The sequence below is a fragment of the Buttiauxella sp. AC142 genome, from assembly GCF_979253435.1.
This window is the reverse complement of sequence record NZ_CEEDCH010000001.1, coordinates 3480500-3499429: the sequence shown is the minus strand read 5'-3', so window position 1 is coordinate 3499429 and position 18930 is coordinate 3480500. Positions and strand designations below refer to the sequence as shown.

Here is an 18930-nt window from a genome sequence, read left to right as displayed (position 1 = left end):
ATAACAAATCAAGATTGAATGGTTTATCCCGCAATGCTTCCTTCACGGACACTCTTTACCATGGCTGCGCCGGTACGATTTTGTGCCGTCTTAATTTTGCTGGCTGGGCTATGGCTGGCAATTTTATGGGCGATTGCACTGCCATGATCTCGCTAAATCAATTAGTGCTGGGCTACCAGGGAAAGGCCGTAACTGCGCCATTAACCGGCCATATTACGCAAGGCAGCATGACGGCCATCATCGGTGCGAACGGCACTGGGAAATCGACCTTACTCAAAACGCTGCTGAAGCTACAGCCACCGGTCTCCGGGCAATTATTATTTACGGATGGATGCGCCCCCCGCATTGCGTGGTTGCCGCAGCTCGCCGAGATGGAACGGCAGTTCCCTACCACCGTTTACGATGTGGTTTGCATGGGGGCATGGCCTGCGCGTGGCCTGTTTTCTGCGTTGAATCGCAAAAATCGCCAGCAAGTAACCGATGCTATTGAGCGTGTTGGTTTAGGCGCTTACAGCAAAAAACCTATCGAAATGCTGTCCGGTGGTCAGTTTCAAAGAATGTTATTCGCGCGGCTGTTGGTGCAAAACGCACCTCTGGTATTGCTGGATGAACCCTTTACCGGCGTTGATTCCCAGACCAGTGATTTTTTGATGACGTTAATCTGCCAGATGCAGCAGGCAGGGCAAACGGTCATGGCGGTACTGCACGACAACGAACGCGTCAGCAGACATTTCCCGCAAGTATTACTGCTTGAGCAAGAAAATTTCCATTGGGGGGATGCTGCTCAAGTATTGCCTCGTTACTCGCAAACAGGCACATCTTTGGCGTTATCCGCATGATTTATCACTTTTTAATTGAACCATTTATCGACTACGGCTTTATGCGCCGGGCGCTGGTGGCGTGCCTGGCGTTATCTATTAGTACCGCTCCGTTAGGGATTTTCCTTTTACTGCGACGCATGAGCCTGGTGGGCGATGCGCTGTCGCACGCGATTTTACCCGGTGTTGCCGTAGGGTATTTATTGGCAGGTATGTCATTGATCGCCATGGGTATTGGTGGTTTTGTGGCAGGCGTACTGGTGGCGTTAATCTCAGGCCTGGTGAGTTCACGAACCAATCTAAAAGAAGATGCCAGTTTTGCCGGGTTCTATCTCGGCTCGCTGGCACTGGGCGTGACGCTGATATCGTTACGGGGTTCCAGTGTCGATTTGCTGCATCTATTGTTCGGTTCCATTCTGGCGGTGGATAGCCAGGCCACTCTCTTTGTTGGCGTGATTGCGAGCGTGACGTTGCTTATTCTGGCCGGGTTGTATCGAGGGTTGGTGATGGAAACCTTTGATCGCAGCTTTTTGCAGGTCAATAACCGCTTTGCTCCCCATCTTATACACGGTGTTTTTCTGGCGTTGCTGGTGCTTAATCTGGTCGCGGGATTTCAAATTCTCGGCACGCTGATGTCTGTCGGATTGATGATGCTGCCCGCTGTTTCTGCGCGTTGCTGGGCGAAAACGTTACCAGGCGCGATGCTGATTGCCGTGATTTGCGGCCTGTTATCCGCCTGGTTTGGGCTGGCGTGGTCTTTTGCCGCAGCACTCCCCGCAGGCCCGGCCATCGTATTAACGGCAAGCGTAGGCTTCTTTATCTCAATACTTTTTGGTTCGCGTAGCGGGCTGGCTCGGAGCCTTTGTAGAGGCTGGATAACAACAAGCAAGGGGATTAAATGAAACGTTTTGGGATGATGATGGCATTGGTGCTGGCTTGCTCCAGCCAGGCGGCACTCGCTAAAAACCTCAATGTGGTTGCCAGTTTTACGGTGCTGGCTGATATGGCAAAACAGGTAGGCGGTGAGCATGTGACGGTGAAAAGTCTGGTGGGGCCAGATGGTGATCCCCATAGCTTTGAACCTTCACCACAAGATAGCGTTGCGTTAAGCAAAGCTGACGTGGTTATTGTGAGCGGGCTGGGAATGGAAGGGTGGATGGACCGCCTGGTGAGTGCGTCAGGATATAAAGGCAAAGTGATTGTTGCTTCCGAAGGCGTTTCCACGCGTAAAATGGAGGAGGAAGGTAAGCAAATTACCGATCCGCACGCCTGGAACAGTGCTGAAAATGGAGCTATCTACGCGCAAAATATTACTAAAGCGTTGATGGCTGCCGACCCTGAAGACGCGTCAGCAATTAGCGAGAGCGGCACCGAGTATGTCACCCGCTTGAAACTGCTGGATAGCTGGGCGAAAACACGTTTTGAGTCTATTCCAAAATCACACCGCAAAGTGCTTACCAGTCACGATGCATTCGGGTATTTTGGCCAGCAATATGGTGTTACTTTCCTGGCGCCAGTGGGTTTTTCAACAGAAGCTGAAGCGAGCGCCAGCGATGTTGCGACACTCATTAAACAGCTTAAAAATCAGCACATCAAAACTTACTTTATTGAGAACCAGACCGACCCTCGACTGGTCAAACAAATTGCTGCGGCCAGTGGCGCACAGCCGGGGGGCGAGCTTTATCCTGAAGCGCTTTCACCCGCAGGTGGCCCAGCCAGCACCTATGAAATGGCGTTTAAACACAATGTGGACGCCATCGCTAACAGCATGAAGTGATTTAATCGGCCAGCAATCGCTGGCCGTTCTGTTTTTTCTGGAACCGCCTCGTATTATCTAATGTAATCCTCTGAAAGCATCGTTAAGTGCTATCGTGTAAGCCTGCGATATGTCTACAATCGGAGCCAACATGACAGAGAAAACATTGCGTCAATTAAGTCACCAGGTCGGTGAAGCGCTGGGTCAGCTCGGCGCCACTCTTACCACTGCGGAATCTTGTACTGGTGGCTGGATTGCGAAAGTGATTACCGATGTTTCGGGCAGTTCCGCCTGGTTTGAACGCGGCTTTGTTACCTACAGTAATGAAGCAAAACATCAGATGATTGGTGTTGACAGCGGCACCCTGGAAACTCACGGCGCAGTGAGTGAAGCCGTAGTGTGCGAAATGGCGCAAGGGGCGTTATATGCGGCCGCAGCAGACTTCGCGGTTGCTGTTAGCGGAATTGCCGGGCCAAATGGCGGCAGTGCTGAAAAACCCGTCGGTACGGTGTGGTTTGGTTTTGCTTCAAAGAAAGATGGAACGGTTGCACACCATCAATGTTTTGACGGCGACCGTGACTCAGTTCGCCGCCAGGCCACGGAATACGCACTGCAAACTCTGTGGGAAGAATTTCTCAAAAATAAGCTTGATACTGTATGACCATACAGTATAATTGGCACAACAAAACAGCATAGTAAGCAGTGTGGCACATCCGTGTATCACCCTGCATGACAGGAGTAAAAATGGCTATCGACGAAAACAAACAGAAGGCGTTAGCGGCAGCACTTGGCCAAATTGAAAAACAATTCGGTAAAGGCTCCATCATGCGTCTGGGTGAAGACCGTACCATGGACGTGGAAACGATCTCTACCGGTTCACTTTCACTGGATATCGCTCTGGGGGCCGGTGGCCTGCCAATGGGGCGTATCGTTGAAATCTACGGGCCAGAGTCTTCTGGTAAAACGACGCTGACTTTGCAAGTTATTGCCGCCGCTCAACGTGAAGGTAAAACGTGTGCGTTTATCGATGCCGAGCACGCTCTGGACCCGGTTTACGCTAAAAAACTGGGCGTAGATATCGACAACCTGCTGTGCTCCCAGCCAGATACTGGTGAGCAAGCGTTGGAAATCTGTGATGCACTGGCACGTTCTGGTGCTGTAGATGTCCTGGTTGTTGACTCCGTTGCTGCACTGACGCCGAAAGCTGAAATTGAAGGCGAAATCGGTGACTCTCACATGGGCCTTGCGGCACGTATGATGAGCCAGGCCATGCGTAAACTGGCGGGTAACCTTAAGCAATCCAATACCCTGCTTATCTTCATCAACCAGATTCGTATGAAAATTGGTGTGATGTTTGGTAACCCAGAAACCACTACCGGTGGTAACGCGCTGAAGTTCTACGCTTCTGTCCGTCTGGATATCCGTCGTATTGGCGCAGTGAAAGATGGTGATAACGTGGTGGGGAGTGAAACCCGCGTTAAAGTCGTTAAAAACAAAATTGCTGCACCGTTTAAACAGGCTGAATTCCAGATCATGTACGGCGAAGGTATTAACTTCTACGGCGAGCTGGTTGATTTAGGCGTGAAGCACAAGCTGATTGAAAAAGCGGGCGCCTGGTATAGCTACAACGGTGAGAAGATTGGCCAGGGCAAATCAAACTCCAGTAACTTCCTGAAAGAAAACAAGCCAATGGCTGCTGAAATCGAGAAGAAACTGCGTGATATGCTGCTGAATAATCCAGATGGCACACCAGACTTTGTTGCTGATGACCACGACAAAGACGTTGCCGAAACCAAAGAAGACTTCTAAATCCCACAAGGGCTGCTACGGCAGCCCTTGTTTGTTTCTGCGTAACAACATTTCTATTAAACAGGTTATCCGCTATGCCTGCTGAATCTACTTCCCGCCGCAGCCCTTATTCCAGATTATTAGACAAAGCCACTCGCATTTTGGCGATGCGCGATCACAGCGAACAAGAACTTCGTCGCAAACTCACGGCCCAGTCGACTTTTCCCGGAAAACCAAAAACAGACGAAGATCCTTTTACGCCAGAAGATATCGAAAAGGTGATTGCCTGGTGTTATGAACATCGCTGGCTGGATGACGAACTTTTCGCAACACGCTTTATAGCCAGTCGTGGCCGCAAAGGTTATGGCCCGCAGCGTATTCGCCAGGAATTGCAAAGCAAAGGTATTTCGCGAGAGACCAGTGAAGCCGCAATGCTGAATTGTGAAATAGACTGGCAGGTGATGGCACAAGAAATTGCTGAGCGAAAATTTGGTGAGCCGCTTCCAACTGAATGGAAAGAACGAGCTAAGGTGCAGCGTTTTCTTCTATACCGCGGATTCTTCATGGAAGATGTCCAGGGCGTTTATTCACGGTAAATATCTAAATTTTGCCGATTAGGGCCACGCGGGATTTTACTTCCCCGATAAGAAAACTTATCTTATTCCCACTTTTTCCAGGCAAACAGGTCAAGACCAAAGCATCAAAATTGGCTATGACCGGTTTGCTAACTCCTCGTTAGCTTGATTTCAGGATAATTATGAGCAAGAGCACCGCTGAGATCCGTCAGGCGTTTCTCGATTTTTTCCATAGTAAAGGTCACCAGGTTGTAGCGAGTAGCTCCCTGGTTCCGAATAACGATCCTACTTTGCTGTTTACCAATGCCGGGATGAACCAGTTCAAGGATGTATTCCTTGGTCTCGACAAACGTAATTATTCCCGTGCAACAACGTCCCAACGTTGTGTCCGCGCAGGTGGTAAACACAACGATCTGGAAAACGTCGGTTACACTGCCCGTCACCACACTTTCTTTGAGATGCTGGGTAACTTCAGCTTCGGCGATTATTTCAAGCATGATGCCATCAATTTCGCATGGGAATTATTGACCGGCGAGCAGTGGTTTAACCTGCCAAAAGACCGTTTGTGGGTCACGGTATACGAGACTGACGACGAAGCGTTTGAAATCTGGGAAAAAGAAGTTGGTGTTCCGCGTGAGCGCATTATCCGCATTGGCGATAATAAAGGCGGCGCTTACGCATCTGACAACTTCTGGCAGATGGGTGACACCGGTCCGTGCGGCCCATGTACTGAAATCTTCTTTGACCATGGCGACCACATTTGGGGCGGCCCTCCGGGCAGTCCTGAAGAAGATGGTGACCGCTATATCGAAATCTGGAACCTCGTGTTCATGCAGTTCAACCGTCAGCAGGATGGCACAATGCTGCCACTGCCGAAGCCGTCGGTTGATACCGGTATGGGTCTGGAGCGTATTGCCGCTGTGCTGCAACACGTTAATTCCAACTACGAGATCGACTTGTTCAGCAAGCTGATTCAGTCTGTTGCCAAAGTCACTGGCGCAACCGATCTGACCAGCAAGTCGCTGCGTGTTATCGCTGACCATATTCGTTCTTGCGCATTCCTGGTGGCTGATGGCGTTACTCCGTCGAACGAAGGCCGTGGGTATGTGCTGCGTCGCATCATTCGTCGCGCGATTCGTCATGGCAACATGTTGGGCGCGAAAGAAACCTTCTTCTACAAACTGGTTGGCCCATTGGTTGAAGTGATGGGTGCGGCGGGCGAAGAACTGCAACGCCAGCAAGCGCTGGTTGAGCAAGTTCTGAAAACTGAAGAAGAGCAATTTGCTCGTACACTTGAGCGTGGCTTGGCGCTGCTGGATGAAGAACTGGCGAAACTGACCGGCGACACTCTTGATGGCGAAACTGCTTTCCGTCTGTACGACACCTACGGTTTCCCGGTTGACCTGACAGCAGATGTTTGCCGTGAACGTAACCTCAAGGTAGACGAAGCAGGCTTTGAAGCTGCTATGGAAGAGCAACGCCGTCGTGCACGTGAGTCCAGCGGTTTTGGCGCTGACTACAACAGCATGATTCGCGTGGATTCTGCTTCTGAGTTCAAAGGCTACGATCACACCGATTTGACCGCGAAAGTCACCGCGCTGTTTGTTGATGGTAAAGCGGTAGAGCAAATTACTGCCGGACAAGAAGCGGTTGTGGTACTCAACGAGACGCCATTCTATGCAGAATCTGGCGGTCAGGTTGGCGACAAAGGTGCGATTAAAGCGAACGGCGTAGATTTTGCTGTCAGCGATACGCAGAAGTATGGCCAGGCTATCGGTCATCTGGGTAAGTTAATTGCGGGCGTTGTGAAAGTCGGCGATAGCGTAAAAGCTGAAGTTGATGAAGAGCGTCGTTCTCGGATTCGTCTGAATCACTCTGCGACTCACTTGCTGCATGCGGCATTGCGCCAGGTTCTGGGCACTCACGTTGCGCAGAAAGGTTCACTGGTAAACGACAAAGGCCTGCGTTTTGACTTCTCTCATTTTGAAGGGATGAAACCAGCTGAAGTGCGTGCGGTAGAAGATATTGTGAACGCCCAGATTCGCCGCAACTTGCCAATCGAAACCAACGTCATGGACCTGGAGTCGGCTAAAGCGAAAGGTGCGATGGCCCTGTTTGGTGAGAAATATGATGATCACGTGCGTGTTCTGAGCATGGGTGATTTCTCAACTGAACTCTGCGGTGGGATTCACGCCAAACGTACTGGCGATATTGGCCTATTCCGTATCGTCGCTGAATCAGGTACTGCTGCGGGTGTTCGTCGTATTGAAGCTGTTACGGGTGAGGGCGCGCTGGCAAATCTGCATGCGCAGAGCGAACAGTTGCAGGATATTGCACAGTTGCTTAAAGGTGACAGCCAGAATCTGAATGAGAAAGTGCGTTCAGTACTGGAGCGTACCCGTCAGCTTGAAAAAGAATTGCAGCAGTTGAAAGAACAGCAGGCGGTGCAGGAGAGTGCAAACCTTTCCAGCAAAGCTGTCGATGTGAAAGGCGTTAAACTCCTTGTGAGTGAGCTTGCCAACGTTGAACCGAAGATGTTGCGTACCATGGTTGATGACCTCAAAAATCAGCTTGGCTCGGCAATTATTGTTCTGGCGACGGTATCAGAAGGCAAAGTTTCTTTGATTGCTGGTGTATCTAAAGATGTGACCGACCGCGTCAAGGCGGGGGAACTGATTGGAGTCATTGCCCAGCAAGTTGGAGGCAAAGGGGGCGGTCGTCCAGATATGGCTCAAGCAGGTGGTACAGACGCGGCAGCATTGCCAGGCGCTCTGGCCGGTGTGGAAGCCTGGGTCTCGGCGAAGCTCTAAGTAAAAAAATAAAGTGCAGACAGACGCCATAGCTCATTCAGGTTATGGCGTCTTACTAATTTGCACACACTCAATAATGATAAAGTCAGGTTAAAGTCCCGTATATCGGCTAGACTTAGTCATAACAGAATGTAGTGTCGTGGCCGTTCACTCTTTATGTGTTTGTCACTACTTACTTTTTGGCGTATATGATGGAGAATGCCGGGATACAGAGAGACCCGACTCTTTTAATCTTTCAAGGAGCAAAGAATGCTGATTCTAACTCGTCGAGTTGGTGAGACCCTCATGATTGGGGATGAGGTGACCGTGACAGTACTTGGGGTAAAAGGTAACCAGGTTCGTATTGGTGTTAACGCCCCTAAGGAAGTTTCTGTTCACCGTGAAGAGATCTACCAACGTATCCAGGCTGAAAAATCGCAACAAACGAGTTACTAAAGTTACTGCGTCTCGCTAACCACTAGCGAGACGCTTCGTTTTACAGGCTTATTTTCTTCGCATTACCTCGCAATACCTCCCATGTTTCCTGTCATCATCATAAATTCTCACTTGCCCTAATCGCTTTCTTTTCGCCATTACCCCTATCTTGCTTGTTGATAAAACACTCTTTTTGCCGTGAATTCGCCCGAATTGTGTGTGAAGTGTGCAATTAAAAATTAGTTGGGAAAAATTGTTTGACTTATAAGTGCGGGAAAGTAATATGTGCGCCACGCAGTGCCGATGAGCAGAAACAAGTTCAACGGTACACCTCGAAAGAGGCGTGTGGTGAGGTGGCCGAGAGGCTGAAGGCGCTCCCCTGCTAAGGGAGTATGCGGTCAAAAGCTGCATCCGGGGTTCGAATCCCCGCCTCACCGCCATTTTGCACCCATAGCTCAGCTGGATAGAGTACTCGGCTACGAACCGAGCGGTCGGAAGTTCGAATCTTCCTGGGTGCACCATTCTTCCTCCTACCACGTAGCACTGGTAGTGTTCCAAAGAAAGTTAATTTCTTAGCGAGCAGCAGGGAGAAAAACGTTGCTCACGCAACGGCCCGTCAGGGCAAGCACCGCGAGTAACGCTCCGGATGCACCATCTTGTTGATGTTGTTTAGAACAACAAACAGCATTAAGTCAGCAGTAAAAGAAGTAATCCTGTGCACCCATAGCTCAGCTGGATAGAGTACTCGGCTACGAACCGAGCGGTCGGAAGTTCGAATCTTCCTGGGTGCACCATCTTCTTCGATGTTACGGCAAGTTCAGTGACATTGATTCAGAAGTCAAAGCAGTAACCCGATGCACCCATAGCTCAGCTGGATAGAGTACTCGGCTACGAACCGAGCGGTCGGAAGTTCGAATCTTCCTGGGTGCACCATCTTCTTCGATGTTACGGCAATTTCAGTGACATTGATTCAGAAGTCAAAGCAGTAACCCGATGCACCCATAGCTCAGCTGGATAGAGTACTCGGCTACGAACCGAGCGGTCGGAAGTTCGAATCTTCCTGGGTGCACCATATTCCTCCCAAATACCAGCAATGGTAGCGCTTCAGAGAAATTCAATTTCTCAGCAAGCACAAGGGAAGATAACGTTGCTTCAGCAACGGCCCGAAGGGCGAGCCTTCGGCGAGTAATCTTCCTGGGTGCACCATCTTTCCCCCAAGTTTTACCTCCTGAATTTCAAAAACAAAATCCCCAGTAACACCAAACAAACCCATTAGTTACCTTCTGAACTATCTCAATTACAAATAAGCGACAATATTATTGGTTTACGCTAAAGTAACGCCTCAATATTGTGTGATGTGAGGGATGAGATGTACGAACGTTACGACGGTCTGATTTTCGATATGGACGGAACCATCCTCGATACCGAGCCAACACATCGTAAGGCGTGGCGTGAAACGTTAGCGGGTTATGGTATGCAGTTCGACGAACAGGCAATGGTTGCGTTGAATGGCTCCCCAACCTGGCGTATTGCGCAGGCGATTATCGAACTCAATCGTGCAGATCTTGATCCCCATCGTCTTGCGCAGGAAAAAACGCAGGCCGTAAGAGCTATGCTTCTTGATACGGTGCGCCCACTTCCCCTCATTGAAGTCGTTAAATCCTGGCATGGTCGTCGGCCAATGGCCGTGGGAACTGGCAGCGAAAGCGATATTGCCGAGGCGCTGCTAAACCACTTAGGTTTACGTCAGTATTTCTCCGCAGTTGTCGCGGCCGATCATGTTAAAAATCACAAACCCGCTCCTGATACTTTTTTGCTATGCGCTGAATTAATGGGCGTTGCACCGCAAAAATGTGTGGTGTTTGAAGATGCCGATTTCGGCCTCGAAGCGGCGCGAGCGGCTGGAATGGATGGTGTGGACGTCCGTTTGCTGTGAGTGAGGCGCTTTCGCTTTTTTCGTTATTTACCAGCAGTTTTCTTAGCGCTACTTTATTGCCAGGAAGTTCAGAGGCGGTGCTGATTGCGCTATTAGTTGCAGGCACAGGGCCGACCTGGTTACTCATTGTGATAGCAACAATGGGTAATAGCCTTGGAGGCCTGACTAACGTTATTCTGGGGCGGTTTTTCCCGTTACGGGAAACGTCGCGCTGGCACGGAAAGGCAAGTGCGTGGCTGGAGCGTTTTGGCCCGGTAACATTATTACTCAGTTGGATGCCTGTAATCGGCGATCTGCTGTGCCTGTTAGCTGGCTTATTAAGAATGAGCTGGGGACCGGTAATCTTTTTTTTATGCCTTGGTAAAGCGCTTCGCTATATCGTTGTAGCGGCTGCAACGGTTCAAGGCATGGCGTGGTGGCACTAATTGAGTGGAATGATAAATATCACCCCCACCTAAAACAATTATGCTTAATAAAAATGAATTCGACAGGCGGGAGGTCAATTTGATCCCGAACGTATCACAGGCGCTGGCCTGGCTGGAAAAGCATCCTCAGGCAGTAAAAGGTATTCATCGTGGTCTTGAGCGTGAAACGCTACGAGTCACCCCAGATGGCCAGTTGGCAACAACCGGACACCCGGAAATCCTTGGTTCTGCACTGACACACAAATGGATAACCACCGATTTCGCCGAAGCACTGCTGGAGTTTATCACTCCAGTTGATGGCGACATCGACCATATGCTGACGTTTATGCGCGATCTCCATCGCCATACGGCCCGTGAACTGGGTGACGAGCGCATGTGGCCGCTGAGCATGCCATGCTACATCAACGATGGTCAGAACATTGAGCTGGCACAGTACGGCTCATCCAACAACGGTCGTTTAAAGACCTTATATCGTGAAGGCTTGAAAAACCGTTACGGTGCGTTGATGCAGACCATCTCTGGCGTTCACTACAACTTCTCGTTGCCGCTGGAGTTCTGGCAGGCTCGTCTGGGCGTAGAAGATGCGCAGAGCGGTAAAGAAGCGATTTCCGCCGGATACTTCCGCCTGATTCGTAACTACTACCGTTTTGGTTGGGTCATCCCTTATTTATTCGGTGCATCGCCTGCAATCTGTTCATCCTTCCTGCAAGGGAAAGAAAGCGCATTGCCGTTTGAAAAAACCGAATGCGGCATGAATTACTTACCGTATGCGACTTCATTGCGCCTGAGCGATTTGGGTTATACCAATAAATCCCAGAGCAATCTTGGCATCACGTTTAACGATTTGGAGACTTATGTCGCCGGGTTGAAACGTGCCATTAAGACGCCATCGGAAGAATACGAGCAGATGGGGTTAGAGAAGGACGGCAAGCGTCTTCAAATCAACACCAACGTGCTGCAAATTGAAAATGAACTCTATGCACCGATTCGCCCTAAACGCGTTACAGGGCCGGGTGAGTCGCCTTCTGATGCGCTGATGCGTGGCGGGATTGAGTATATCGAAGTGCGTTCCCTCGATATCAACCCGTTCTCGCCAATTGGCGTTGACGAGCAGCAGGTTCGTTTCCTTGATCTGTTTATGATTTGGTGTGTGTTGGCTGACGCACCTGAAATGAGCAGCGACGAATTGTTATGTACCCGCAAAAACTGGAATCGTGTGATTCTTGAAGGCCGCAAACCGGGCCTGACGCTGGGTATGGGCTGTGAAACCGCGCAACATCCGCTGCCAAAAGTGGGCAAGGATCTGTTTGCAGATTTACGCCGCGTTGCCGAAACGCTCGATGGCATTGCCGGAAATACAGAATATCAGGATGTGTGCGACCAACTGGTTGCGTGCTTTGACGATCCAGAATTAACGTACTCAGCACGTATTCTGCGGTCTATGATTGATAATGGTATTGGCGGTACAGGGCTTGCGTTGGCAGAGCAATACCGTCAGGTTCTGGTACAAGAGCCGCTGGAGATTTTGACTGAAGAAGTATTACAGAAAGAGTGTGATGCTTCATGGCAGCGCCAGCGTGATATCGAGGCCAGTGATACTGAGCCGTTTGATGTCTGGCTTGAAAGTCACTCTTGATACAAAAGAAAAAGGCCACAATGAGTGTGGCCAAAATATTCATCTCTGAATCAGGGATGATGATAACAAATGCGCGTCTTTCATATACTCAGAGTAGCGTAGGAAAGAATGGTTCATTTTATTTTTAAAAAAATCACTTATCGGAGGTTGTCAGATGCCGTTGTTGGATAGCTTCACCGTTGACCATACCCGAATGGGCGCACCAGCAGTGCGTGTGGCCAAAACGATGCATACGCCTCATGGCGATACTATCACTGTATTTGATCTGCGCTTTTGTATCCCGAACAAGGAAGTGATGCCAGAAAAAGGGATTCATACTCTTGAGCACCTGTTTGCTGGATTTATGCGTGACCACCTGAACGGGAATGGCGTAGAGATTATAGATATTTCACCAATGGGCTGCCGTACAGGCTTCTACATGAGCCTGATTGGTGTGCCTGAAGAGACTCGCGTTGCTGATGCATGGAAAGCGGCAATGGAAGACGTACTGAAGGTAAAAGAGCAAAACCAGATCCCTGAGCTGAACGTTTACCAATGTGGCACTTACCACATGCACTCGCTGCAAGAAGCACAGGATATCGCGCGTCATATCCTTGAGCATGGCGTGAGCGTAAACAGCAACGAAGAGCTGGCTCTGCCGAAAGAGACACTCAAAGAGCTGCACCTGTAGGTCGGATAAGCAACGTCATCCGACAATAATGAGTAAAAGCAAAAAGGGGCCAATCGGCCCCTTTTGTATTTCTGACATTCTGTCTGACTTAGTGTGCTCCGCCGCCGCCGCCGCCGCCGGCACCAAACGGTGGTTTGGCAAACCACACCAACCCCAACAGCAGAATAAAGACTCCCGCTGAGAACCAGAAAATCTCATTGGCCGAAATAATCAGCCCCTGGTTGGTAATCTGCTGCGCAATATAGCCAGAGGCTTGTTGCGGCGACATACCGAGATTTTCGAGCTGCGAATACATCTGCTGCGCATTCGGGTTAAATGGCGTGACCGACTCCGTTAACTGCGCGTGGTGCAACGCTTCGCGGTTAGTCCAAAGCGTCGTGGTTATCGACGTACCAATCGAACCGGCAAGGGTTCGGGTAAAGTTCGACAAACTCGATGCTGCAGCCATGCGCTCAGGCGGTAAACCGGAAAGGGTAATCGTCGTCAATGGCATAAAGAAACAGGCCACAGCGAAGCCCTGAATGAATTGCGGCCAGGCTGACCCGCCAAAATCCATCCCCGGTTCAAAGGTATAAGCACGCCAGTAGAAACAGACGGCGTACATAATAAAGCTGAACGTCACCAGACGCCGCATATCGAGTTTGTGAGCAAAGCGCCCGATAATCGGTGATAGCAGAACTGGAATGATCCCGACCGGTGCCGACGCCAGACCCGCCCAGGTTGCCGTGTAGCCATATACCTCCTGCAATAGCTGCGGCAGCAAAACAATTGCGCCGAAGTAGAGCATATAGGCGAGACTGATACACAGACACCCGATGGTAAAGTTTCGCGATTTAAACAGCGACAAATCAACGATCGGATTGTCGTCCGTCAGCTCCCAGACAATCAAGAAGCTTATCGCCACCACCGCGACGACAGTCAGAACCACCACTTCGGTTGAGTTAAACCAATCCAGCTCTTTACCGCGGTCGAGCATGATTTGCAGGCTACCAATGCCCACAACCAACAGCGCAAGGCCGATGGCATCAATGCGACGATGCTCGGTTTTAGTTTCGCGCCCACGCAGCGTTTGCAGCGTCAGCAGAACCACCACCGCACCGATCGGCACGTTGATAAAGAAGATCCAACCCCAGTGGTAGTTATCACTGATATAACCACCGAGAATTGGCCCACAAATTGGCGCTACGATAACCGTCATCGACCACAGCGCCAGAGCGATACTTCGCTTAGCAGGCGGATAGTTGTTCAGCAGCAGACTTTGTGAGAGCGGAATCAACGGCCCGGCAACAATCCCCTGGATAACGCGGAAGAAAATCAGCATCTCCAGGCTTTTGGACACGCCACATGCCCATGATGCCAACACGAACAGAATCGTTGACCACATGAACAGCTTCACTTCACCAAGGCGCTTGGCAAGCCACCCGGTTATCGGAATGGAGATGGCGTTCGCCACCCCAAACGAGGTAATAACCCAGGTTCCCTGGCTCAATGATGAGCCAAGGTTCCCGGCGATAGTCGGAATTGCCACGTTGGCGATGGTAGAGTCCAGCACCTGCATAAAGGTCGCCAATGACAAGGCGATGGTCATAATGACCAGTGGAGCACCTTCCAGCGGTTTCTGCTGTTTCATACAAGCTCCGCTTTGTTAACCCGCATTGGCCTGGATGATGTTATTGATAAGCTCGTTGGCAGGCGCAAGATTCAGCTCGCGCGCATTGCTTTCATACACCGGAGAGTGACGAGTCGTATTTGCCAGCATACTGCCTTCGCGGTTACTGGTATCCACAGTCACCAGTGTCGACAAACCGATTCGCAGCGGATGTTGCTCAAGCTGCTTTGCATCCAGTTCAATACGCACAGGCAAACGCTGAACGACTTTGATCCAGTTACCCGTCGCATTTTGTGCCGGGAGCAAAGAGAACGCGCTGCCGGTGCCCATATCCAGGCCGACAACTTTACCGGTGTACTCAACTTTATCGCCGTAAATATCACTGACGACAGTCGCCGGTTGGCCGATGCGCATATGCGCAAGTTGGGTCTCTTTGAAGTTTGCATCCACCCACAAACCGCTCGCAGGCACGATGGCCATCAGCGGAGTCGTTGGGCTAATTTGCGCGCCAACTTGCACGACACGGCGCGAAACATAGCCGGTCATTGGGCTGACGATTTTGGTACGTTGCAGCGCCATCCAGGCATTACGCAACTCGGCTGCGGCCTGCTTAACGCTTGGCTGCTCTTCGAGTTTAGTGCCCAGGATCATCGCCTGATTGGCATTATATTGCTGAACGGCAACATCCAGTTGCGCTTGAGCCGATGCAACGGCATCACGGGCGTGTTGCAATTCCTCACGACCAATCAGGTTGGCATTCCCCAACGGTACGCGGCGATTCAGGTCGCTTTGAGCTTGTGCAAGAGAAGTCTTTTGCAGCTCAATATTGGCCTGATATTGCTTGCTGTTAATCATTAACTGACGCGTCTGACGAACACTTGAAGCCAACACGGTTTGTGCTTGCTCAAAGGCTTGCTCTGCATCAGCCTGGTCCAGCGTCACCAGCACATCGCCTTGTTTAACGAAGTCGGTATTATCAGCCCAAACCTTGGTTACGCTTCCGGAAACCTGGGACATTATCTGTACCTGATTACCGGCCACATACGCATCATCCGTATTTTCGTAGTGACGTAATACTAAAAACCAGTAAATCCCATATGCCACAGCAATAATGACAAACAGCAGGGTCAACAGGAGTAAGGCACCTTTACGTTTGCCTTTCTTGTTACCCGGCTGCTGCGGGGTTTGAGTCTCCGCATGTGCGCTCATGCTTATCTCCACACTTTTTTATTATAGTGATCGGCTGAGCCGACCTGTTAGACCCGACAGGCCAGCAAGGTGAGTTGCTGGCCTGTCGGTATTCATCTTTTTTGGGGCACTACGATTTCACGCGATCACGGCACTTAGCGCACGGCTTCAAGTACGGTCTGGTTCTCATCCATTTCATCCAGGCGGGTCAGCAGTTTGCGGGTAATATTTTCCAACTGCTCTTTCTCCGTACCGCTCAGTGAAGACCACAGCTCATGCAAGCAGCGGTGTTGCGGCGGTAACACCTGACGTAAGAATTCGTGACCTTTTTCGGTCAAATGCAGATGCAGGCAGCGGCGATCGTTATCGCTTTCACGGCGTTCAATCCAGCCACGCTTTTCCAGTTCATCAGCAATACGGGTCGCATTGGTACGGGAAGACCCCAGAGCACAGCTCAATTCTGAAGGCTGAATGCTATGGCTTTCCTGCGATTCAAGAGTGATCAACGCCATAAATAGCGTCTCGTTAATCCCTTGAGCTTTCAGCATTTTATTGCGGTTTTCCAAAAGCTTGCCCTGCATATGCATGCACAGGCGGGTCAGAAGAACTTCCTGGTATGGGAATTCCTCGTAGCGTTTGGCGCGAAATTTTAGCATTTGTTCAATGGGCGTAAACGAACTATCCATTTTGGCATAACCTCATTAGTTGCGGTCGATATAATAACGATGGTGACAAATAAAGTAAATGTATTGTTTATACGTTTTTCATCGTCAGACGGTGATCACCATCATGAGTTTCCAGGTTAATCCATAACCCAGAGCACTTAATAACGTCGGGATAATAATGCTGCGAGTTTTGTAAAAGCTCAGCCCGAGAATGATAAATCCCATTAACGTCGGGACCAGACGCTGCGCGTCATGCATGATTTCAGGCACGCTGGAAACCATCAGCAAAGCGCAAATTGACGCAATGCCAATACTGTCGAGCAGGACGCCTGTCGCGCCACGTTTTGCCGGGCGCGTCGAATTTGCCCGGATGCGCAGAGGCAAATAGCGAAACATATAGTTAGCAAAGCCGACCAGCAGACCCAGCAAAAGCACTTGTGTACTCATTCTGGTTCTCCCTGATAAAACGCCTGCACTAATGCCGCCAGGCATCCACACGCAATGCCCGCAAAAATCGCCGCAGGAATAGAAATCAGCGTGACGCCCAGTAATGCGCCCGCAAGCGAAGCGGTCACCGTCCATGACTGCTTACGCTGGAACGACGCCAGTAAGAAGCTCATAAAAAGGGCAGGCAACATAAAGGTTAACGCCGCTTCCACAGCAGGGAAGTTATCCAGCAAACCATTCCCGGACCATGAACCTAGTGCGGTGCCCAGTATCCACGAGAACCAGGAGCTGAATGCGATGCCGATCATCCAGTTTTCGCTCCAGCGGCGGTTATCGCGCACCAGCTTCGCAGTGGCTGCGGCAAAAACTTCGTCGGTCAGGCCAAAAGCCCAAATCGCGGTTTTAGGTTTGCTCAACTGACGGGTAATTCGTTGGCGCAGGGAAGGGCCGTATAAGACGTGGCGCACATCCATTGCCATGACTGTTAATGCGGCTACCCACAAAGAACTGCCAGCAGCCAATAAAGCGGTAATCACAAACTGGCTGGCACCAGCATAAATAATGCAGGAGAAAAACAGGCTCTCAAATGGCGTGAATCCCAGCTTGGTCGCATTCAATCCAAATGCGAATGCTACCGGAATATAGCTGATGACAATCGGTAAACTGTCTTTCAGCCCTTCAACCCAGGTAGCATCATTTTGTTCGTTATTTAAGGGAACTGTTGCAGGACTATCCATATTAACTATTTATCTATTTCTGACGTTAATGTCACTCGAATGAACAAACAGGGATAACCTTAACAGACTGGTACGACCCTTAATACCCCAAATTATCCGCAGGGTCTGTAAAGGATTAGTGGTATCACGGCTGACGGTGATAACCGCGCCACCACACTACCAAATTTAGTAGGGCAATGATGGCACCCGCCGCGCACACGCCATTCCATCCAGCATGTTGATAGGCGCTGGCAGAAATAATCGAACCTGCGGCCCCGCCAATAAAGTAGCTGGTCATATAACCGGCGGTCAGGCGATTTCGCGCATCCGGCATCATGCGGTAGATAACGGTTTGGTTGGTGATATGCACGCCCTGCACCGTTAAGTCCAAAACCAGGATACCAATGATAAGTGCGATGATTGAATACTGCCCCATCACGATAGCAATCCACGACAGCAACAACAGCACCAGCCCAATGGTCGTCGTAAGATGCGCTTTGCCTTTATCGGCAAAACCGCCCGCCGGACGCGCACCCAAAGCCCCCGCCGCACCTGCCAGGCCAAACAGGCCAATCATCCCATCCGAGAAGTTAAACGGCGGTGATGCCAGCAGAAATGCCATTGATGTCCAGAGAATGCTGAAGTTCGCAAACGTCAGGCAGCCCAACAATGCGCGGGTACGCAATAGTGGGTTTTTGATAAACAGGCCGAATACCGAAGAGAGCAATTGCGGGTAATTAAGGTGCGTTTCAGACTTCACTTTCGGCAGCCCGCGCCACAGCGCGACAGCCATAAAGATCATGAGTACACTCGCCACCCAGTACACCGTCCGCCAGCCGCCGAGACTTGCCAGTAATCCGGCAACAGTTCGTGCCAGTAAGATGCCGAGCAACAGCCCGCTCATAATCGTGCCGACGACCTTACCGCGCTTTTCAGGCTCGGCAAGCGTAGCCGCCAGGGGCACGAGGATTTGCGCTACCACCGAGAACAACCCGGTCAGTGCAGTGCCGAGGATCATCACCCACAGCGTTTGGCTTAGTGCCGTGATGACCATGCCGCCAGCCGCCAGCAACGTCATAAACACAATCAGCCCGCGGCGCTCAAACATATCCCCCAGCGGCACCAGCAGCAGTAAACCTGCGGCATAGCCAAGCTGCGCCGCAGTCACAATAAATCCGGCCTGATTGATAGAGAGTGAAAACGCATTCGCGATGGTGTCGAGCAGGGGTTGTGCGTAGTAGTTGCTTGCAACGGCCAGACCCGTGGCAATAGACATCAGGACGATGAGCGCTGGGCTAAGTCCCTGGGAGGTTTTATTCATTCTTATTCTTCGGTTGGAAATGACAGGACGGGAATAATAGCGAAAATTAAGGCAAGCGGGAGTCGGATTGTGCGGTTTGATTTTATTGGGACGCCCTCACCCTAACTCTCTCCCTCTGGAGAGGGAACTGTACGGTTTTCTCCTTCTCTTGGGGGA

General features: G+C 50.7%; 18 protein-coding genes and 5 tRNA genes. 17 read left to right on the top strand and 6 right to left on the bottom strand.

Annotation, left to right across the window (positions count from 1 at the left end):
• Nucleotides 1-110 precede the first annotated feature (110 nt).
• From AC0IWZ_RS16315 to luxS, 17 genes are all read left to right on the top strand, one after another.
• Nucleotides 111-839, top strand: coding sequence for a metal ABC transporter ATP-binding protein (locus AC0IWZ_RS16315; protein WP_410373952.1), 729 nt, complete (start codon nucleotides 111-113; stop codon nucleotides 837-839).
• Nucleotides 836-1720 (top strand): metal ABC transporter permease, encoded by an 885-nt coding sequence (locus tag AC0IWZ_RS16310; RefSeq protein WP_471678919.1) that lies wholly within the window; start codon nucleotides 836-838, stop codon nucleotides 1718-1720. Before AC0IWZ_RS16315 ends, AC0IWZ_RS16310 begins: the two co-directional genes overlap by 4 nt.
• Nucleotides 1717-2595, top strand: a complete 879-nt coding sequence (locus AC0IWZ_RS16305; protein ID WP_471678920.1) for a metal ABC transporter substrate-binding protein — start codon at nucleotides 1717-1719, stop codon at nucleotides 2593-2595. Before AC0IWZ_RS16310 ends, AC0IWZ_RS16305 begins: the two co-directional genes overlap by 4 nt.
• A gap of 130 nt (nucleotides 2596-2725) precedes the next feature.
• Nucleotides 2726-3235, top strand: a complete 510-nt coding sequence (gene pncC, locus AC0IWZ_RS16300; RefSeq protein WP_471678921.1) for a nicotinamide-nucleotide amidase — start codon at nucleotides 2726-2728, stop codon at nucleotides 3233-3235.
• Nucleotides 3236-3318: 83 nt separating this feature from the next.
• On the top strand, nucleotides 3319-4383 hold the full coding sequence (gene recA, locus AC0IWZ_RS16295; protein ID WP_410373956.1) for a recombinase RecA: 1065 nt from the start codon (nucleotides 3319-3321) through the stop codon (nucleotides 4381-4383).
• Nucleotides 4384-4457: 74 nt separating this feature from the next.
• The gene (locus AC0IWZ_RS16290) at nucleotides 4458-4958 is read left to right on the top strand and encodes a regulatory protein RecX (RefSeq protein WP_471678922.1); all 501 of its coding nucleotides are present in this window, start codon (nucleotides 4458-4460) and stop codon (nucleotides 4956-4958) included.
• Between the two features lie 161 nt (nucleotides 4959-5119).
• Nucleotides 5120-7747 carry an alanine--tRNA ligase gene (gene alaS, locus AC0IWZ_RS16285; RefSeq protein ID WP_471678923.1) on the top strand — a complete coding sequence of 876 codons (2628 nt, stop codon included), beginning with the start codon at nucleotides 5120-5122 and terminating at the stop codon, nucleotides 7745-7747.
• 249 nt (nucleotides 7748-7996) lie between these two features.
• Nucleotides 7997-8182, top strand: coding sequence for a carbon storage regulator CsrA (gene csrA, locus AC0IWZ_RS16280; protein WP_013574027.1), 186 nt, complete (start codon nucleotides 7997-7999; stop codon nucleotides 8180-8182).
• A 326-nt stretch (nucleotides 8183-8508) separates the two neighbouring features.
• A tRNA-Ser gene (locus AC0IWZ_RS16275) sits at nucleotides 8509-8601 on the top strand.
• Between the two features lie 4 nt (nucleotides 8602-8605).
• Nucleotides 8606-8682: transfer RNA gene (locus AC0IWZ_RS16270), tRNA-Arg, on the top strand.
• Between the two features lie 196 nt (nucleotides 8683-8878).
• A tRNA-Arg gene (locus AC0IWZ_RS16265) sits at nucleotides 8879-8955 on the top strand.
• A gap of 62 nt (nucleotides 8956-9017) precedes the next feature.
• Nucleotides 9018-9094: transfer RNA gene (locus tag AC0IWZ_RS16260), tRNA-Arg, on the top strand.
• Between the two features lie 62 nt (nucleotides 9095-9156).
• Nucleotides 9157-9233: transfer RNA gene (locus tag AC0IWZ_RS16255), tRNA-Arg, on the top strand.
• 297 nt (nucleotides 9234-9530) lie between these two features.
• Entirely contained in the window at nucleotides 9531-10097 is a 567-nt protein-coding gene (gene yqaB, locus AC0IWZ_RS16250; protein WP_034497919.1) for a fructose-1-phosphate/6-phosphogluconate phosphatase, read from the top strand.
• Entirely contained in the window at nucleotides 10094-10522 is a 429-nt protein-coding gene (locus tag AC0IWZ_RS16245; protein ID WP_172893415.1) for a YqaA family protein, read from the top strand. The genes yqaB and AC0IWZ_RS16245 overlap by 4 nt, the downstream gene beginning before the upstream one ends.
• A 79-nt stretch (nucleotides 10523-10601) precedes the next feature.
• The gene (gene gshA / locus AC0IWZ_RS16240) at nucleotides 10602-12158 is read left to right on the top strand and encodes a glutamate--cysteine ligase (protein ID WP_471678924.1); all 1557 of its coding nucleotides are present in this window, start codon (nucleotides 10602-10604) and stop codon (nucleotides 12156-12158) included.
• Between the two features lie 154 nt (nucleotides 12159-12312).
• The gene (gene luxS / locus AC0IWZ_RS16235; protein ID WP_115627502.1) at nucleotides 12313-12828 is read left to right on the top strand and encodes an S-ribosylhomocysteine lyase; all 516 of its coding nucleotides are present in this window, start codon (nucleotides 12313-12315) and stop codon (nucleotides 12826-12828) included.
• An 88-nt stretch (nucleotides 12829-12916) separates the two neighbouring features.
• Here the strand turns inward: luxS and emrB are convergent, their stop codons facing one another.
• The 6 genes from emrB to AC0IWZ_RS16205 all read right to left on the bottom strand — a co-directional run bounded on the left by emrB (nucleotide 12917) and on the right by AC0IWZ_RS16205 (nucleotide 18774).
• Nucleotides 12917-14458 carry a multidrug efflux MFS transporter permease subunit EmrB gene (gene emrB, locus AC0IWZ_RS16230; protein WP_471678925.1) on the bottom strand — a complete coding sequence of 514 codons (1542 nt, stop codon included), beginning with the start codon at nucleotides 14456-14458 and terminating at the stop codon, nucleotides 12917-12919.
• 15 nt (nucleotides 14459-14473) lie between these two features.
• On the bottom strand, nucleotides 14474-15646 hold the full coding sequence (gene emrA, locus AC0IWZ_RS16225; RefSeq protein ID WP_034497911.1) for a multidrug efflux MFS transporter periplasmic adaptor subunit EmrA: 1173 nt from the start codon (nucleotides 15644-15646) through the stop codon (nucleotides 14474-14476).
• A 134-nt stretch (nucleotides 15647-15780) separates the two neighbouring features.
• Entirely contained in the window at nucleotides 15781-16311 is a 531-nt protein-coding gene (gene mprA / locus AC0IWZ_RS16220) for a transcriptional repressor MprA (protein ID WP_034497909.1), read from the bottom strand.
• 84 nt (nucleotides 16312-16395) lie between these two features.
• Complete coding sequence (gene ygaH / locus AC0IWZ_RS16215; RefSeq protein ID WP_471678926.1) at nucleotides 16396-16737, bottom strand: L-valine transporter subunit YgaH; 342 nt, start codon at nucleotides 16735-16737, stop codon at nucleotides 16396-16398.
• Nucleotides 16734-17474, bottom strand: coding sequence for an AzlC family ABC transporter permease (locus AC0IWZ_RS16210; protein ID WP_410373958.1), 741 nt, complete (start codon nucleotides 17472-17474; stop codon nucleotides 16734-16736). The genes ygaH and AC0IWZ_RS16210 overlap by 4 nt, the downstream gene beginning before the upstream one ends.
• 124 nt (nucleotides 17475-17598) lie before the next feature.
• Nucleotides 17599-18774 carry an MFS transporter gene (locus AC0IWZ_RS16205; RefSeq protein ID WP_410373959.1) on the bottom strand — a complete coding sequence of 392 codons (1176 nt, stop codon included), beginning with the start codon at nucleotides 18772-18774 and terminating at the stop codon, nucleotides 17599-17601.
• Nucleotides 18775-18930 lie beyond the last annotated feature (156 nt).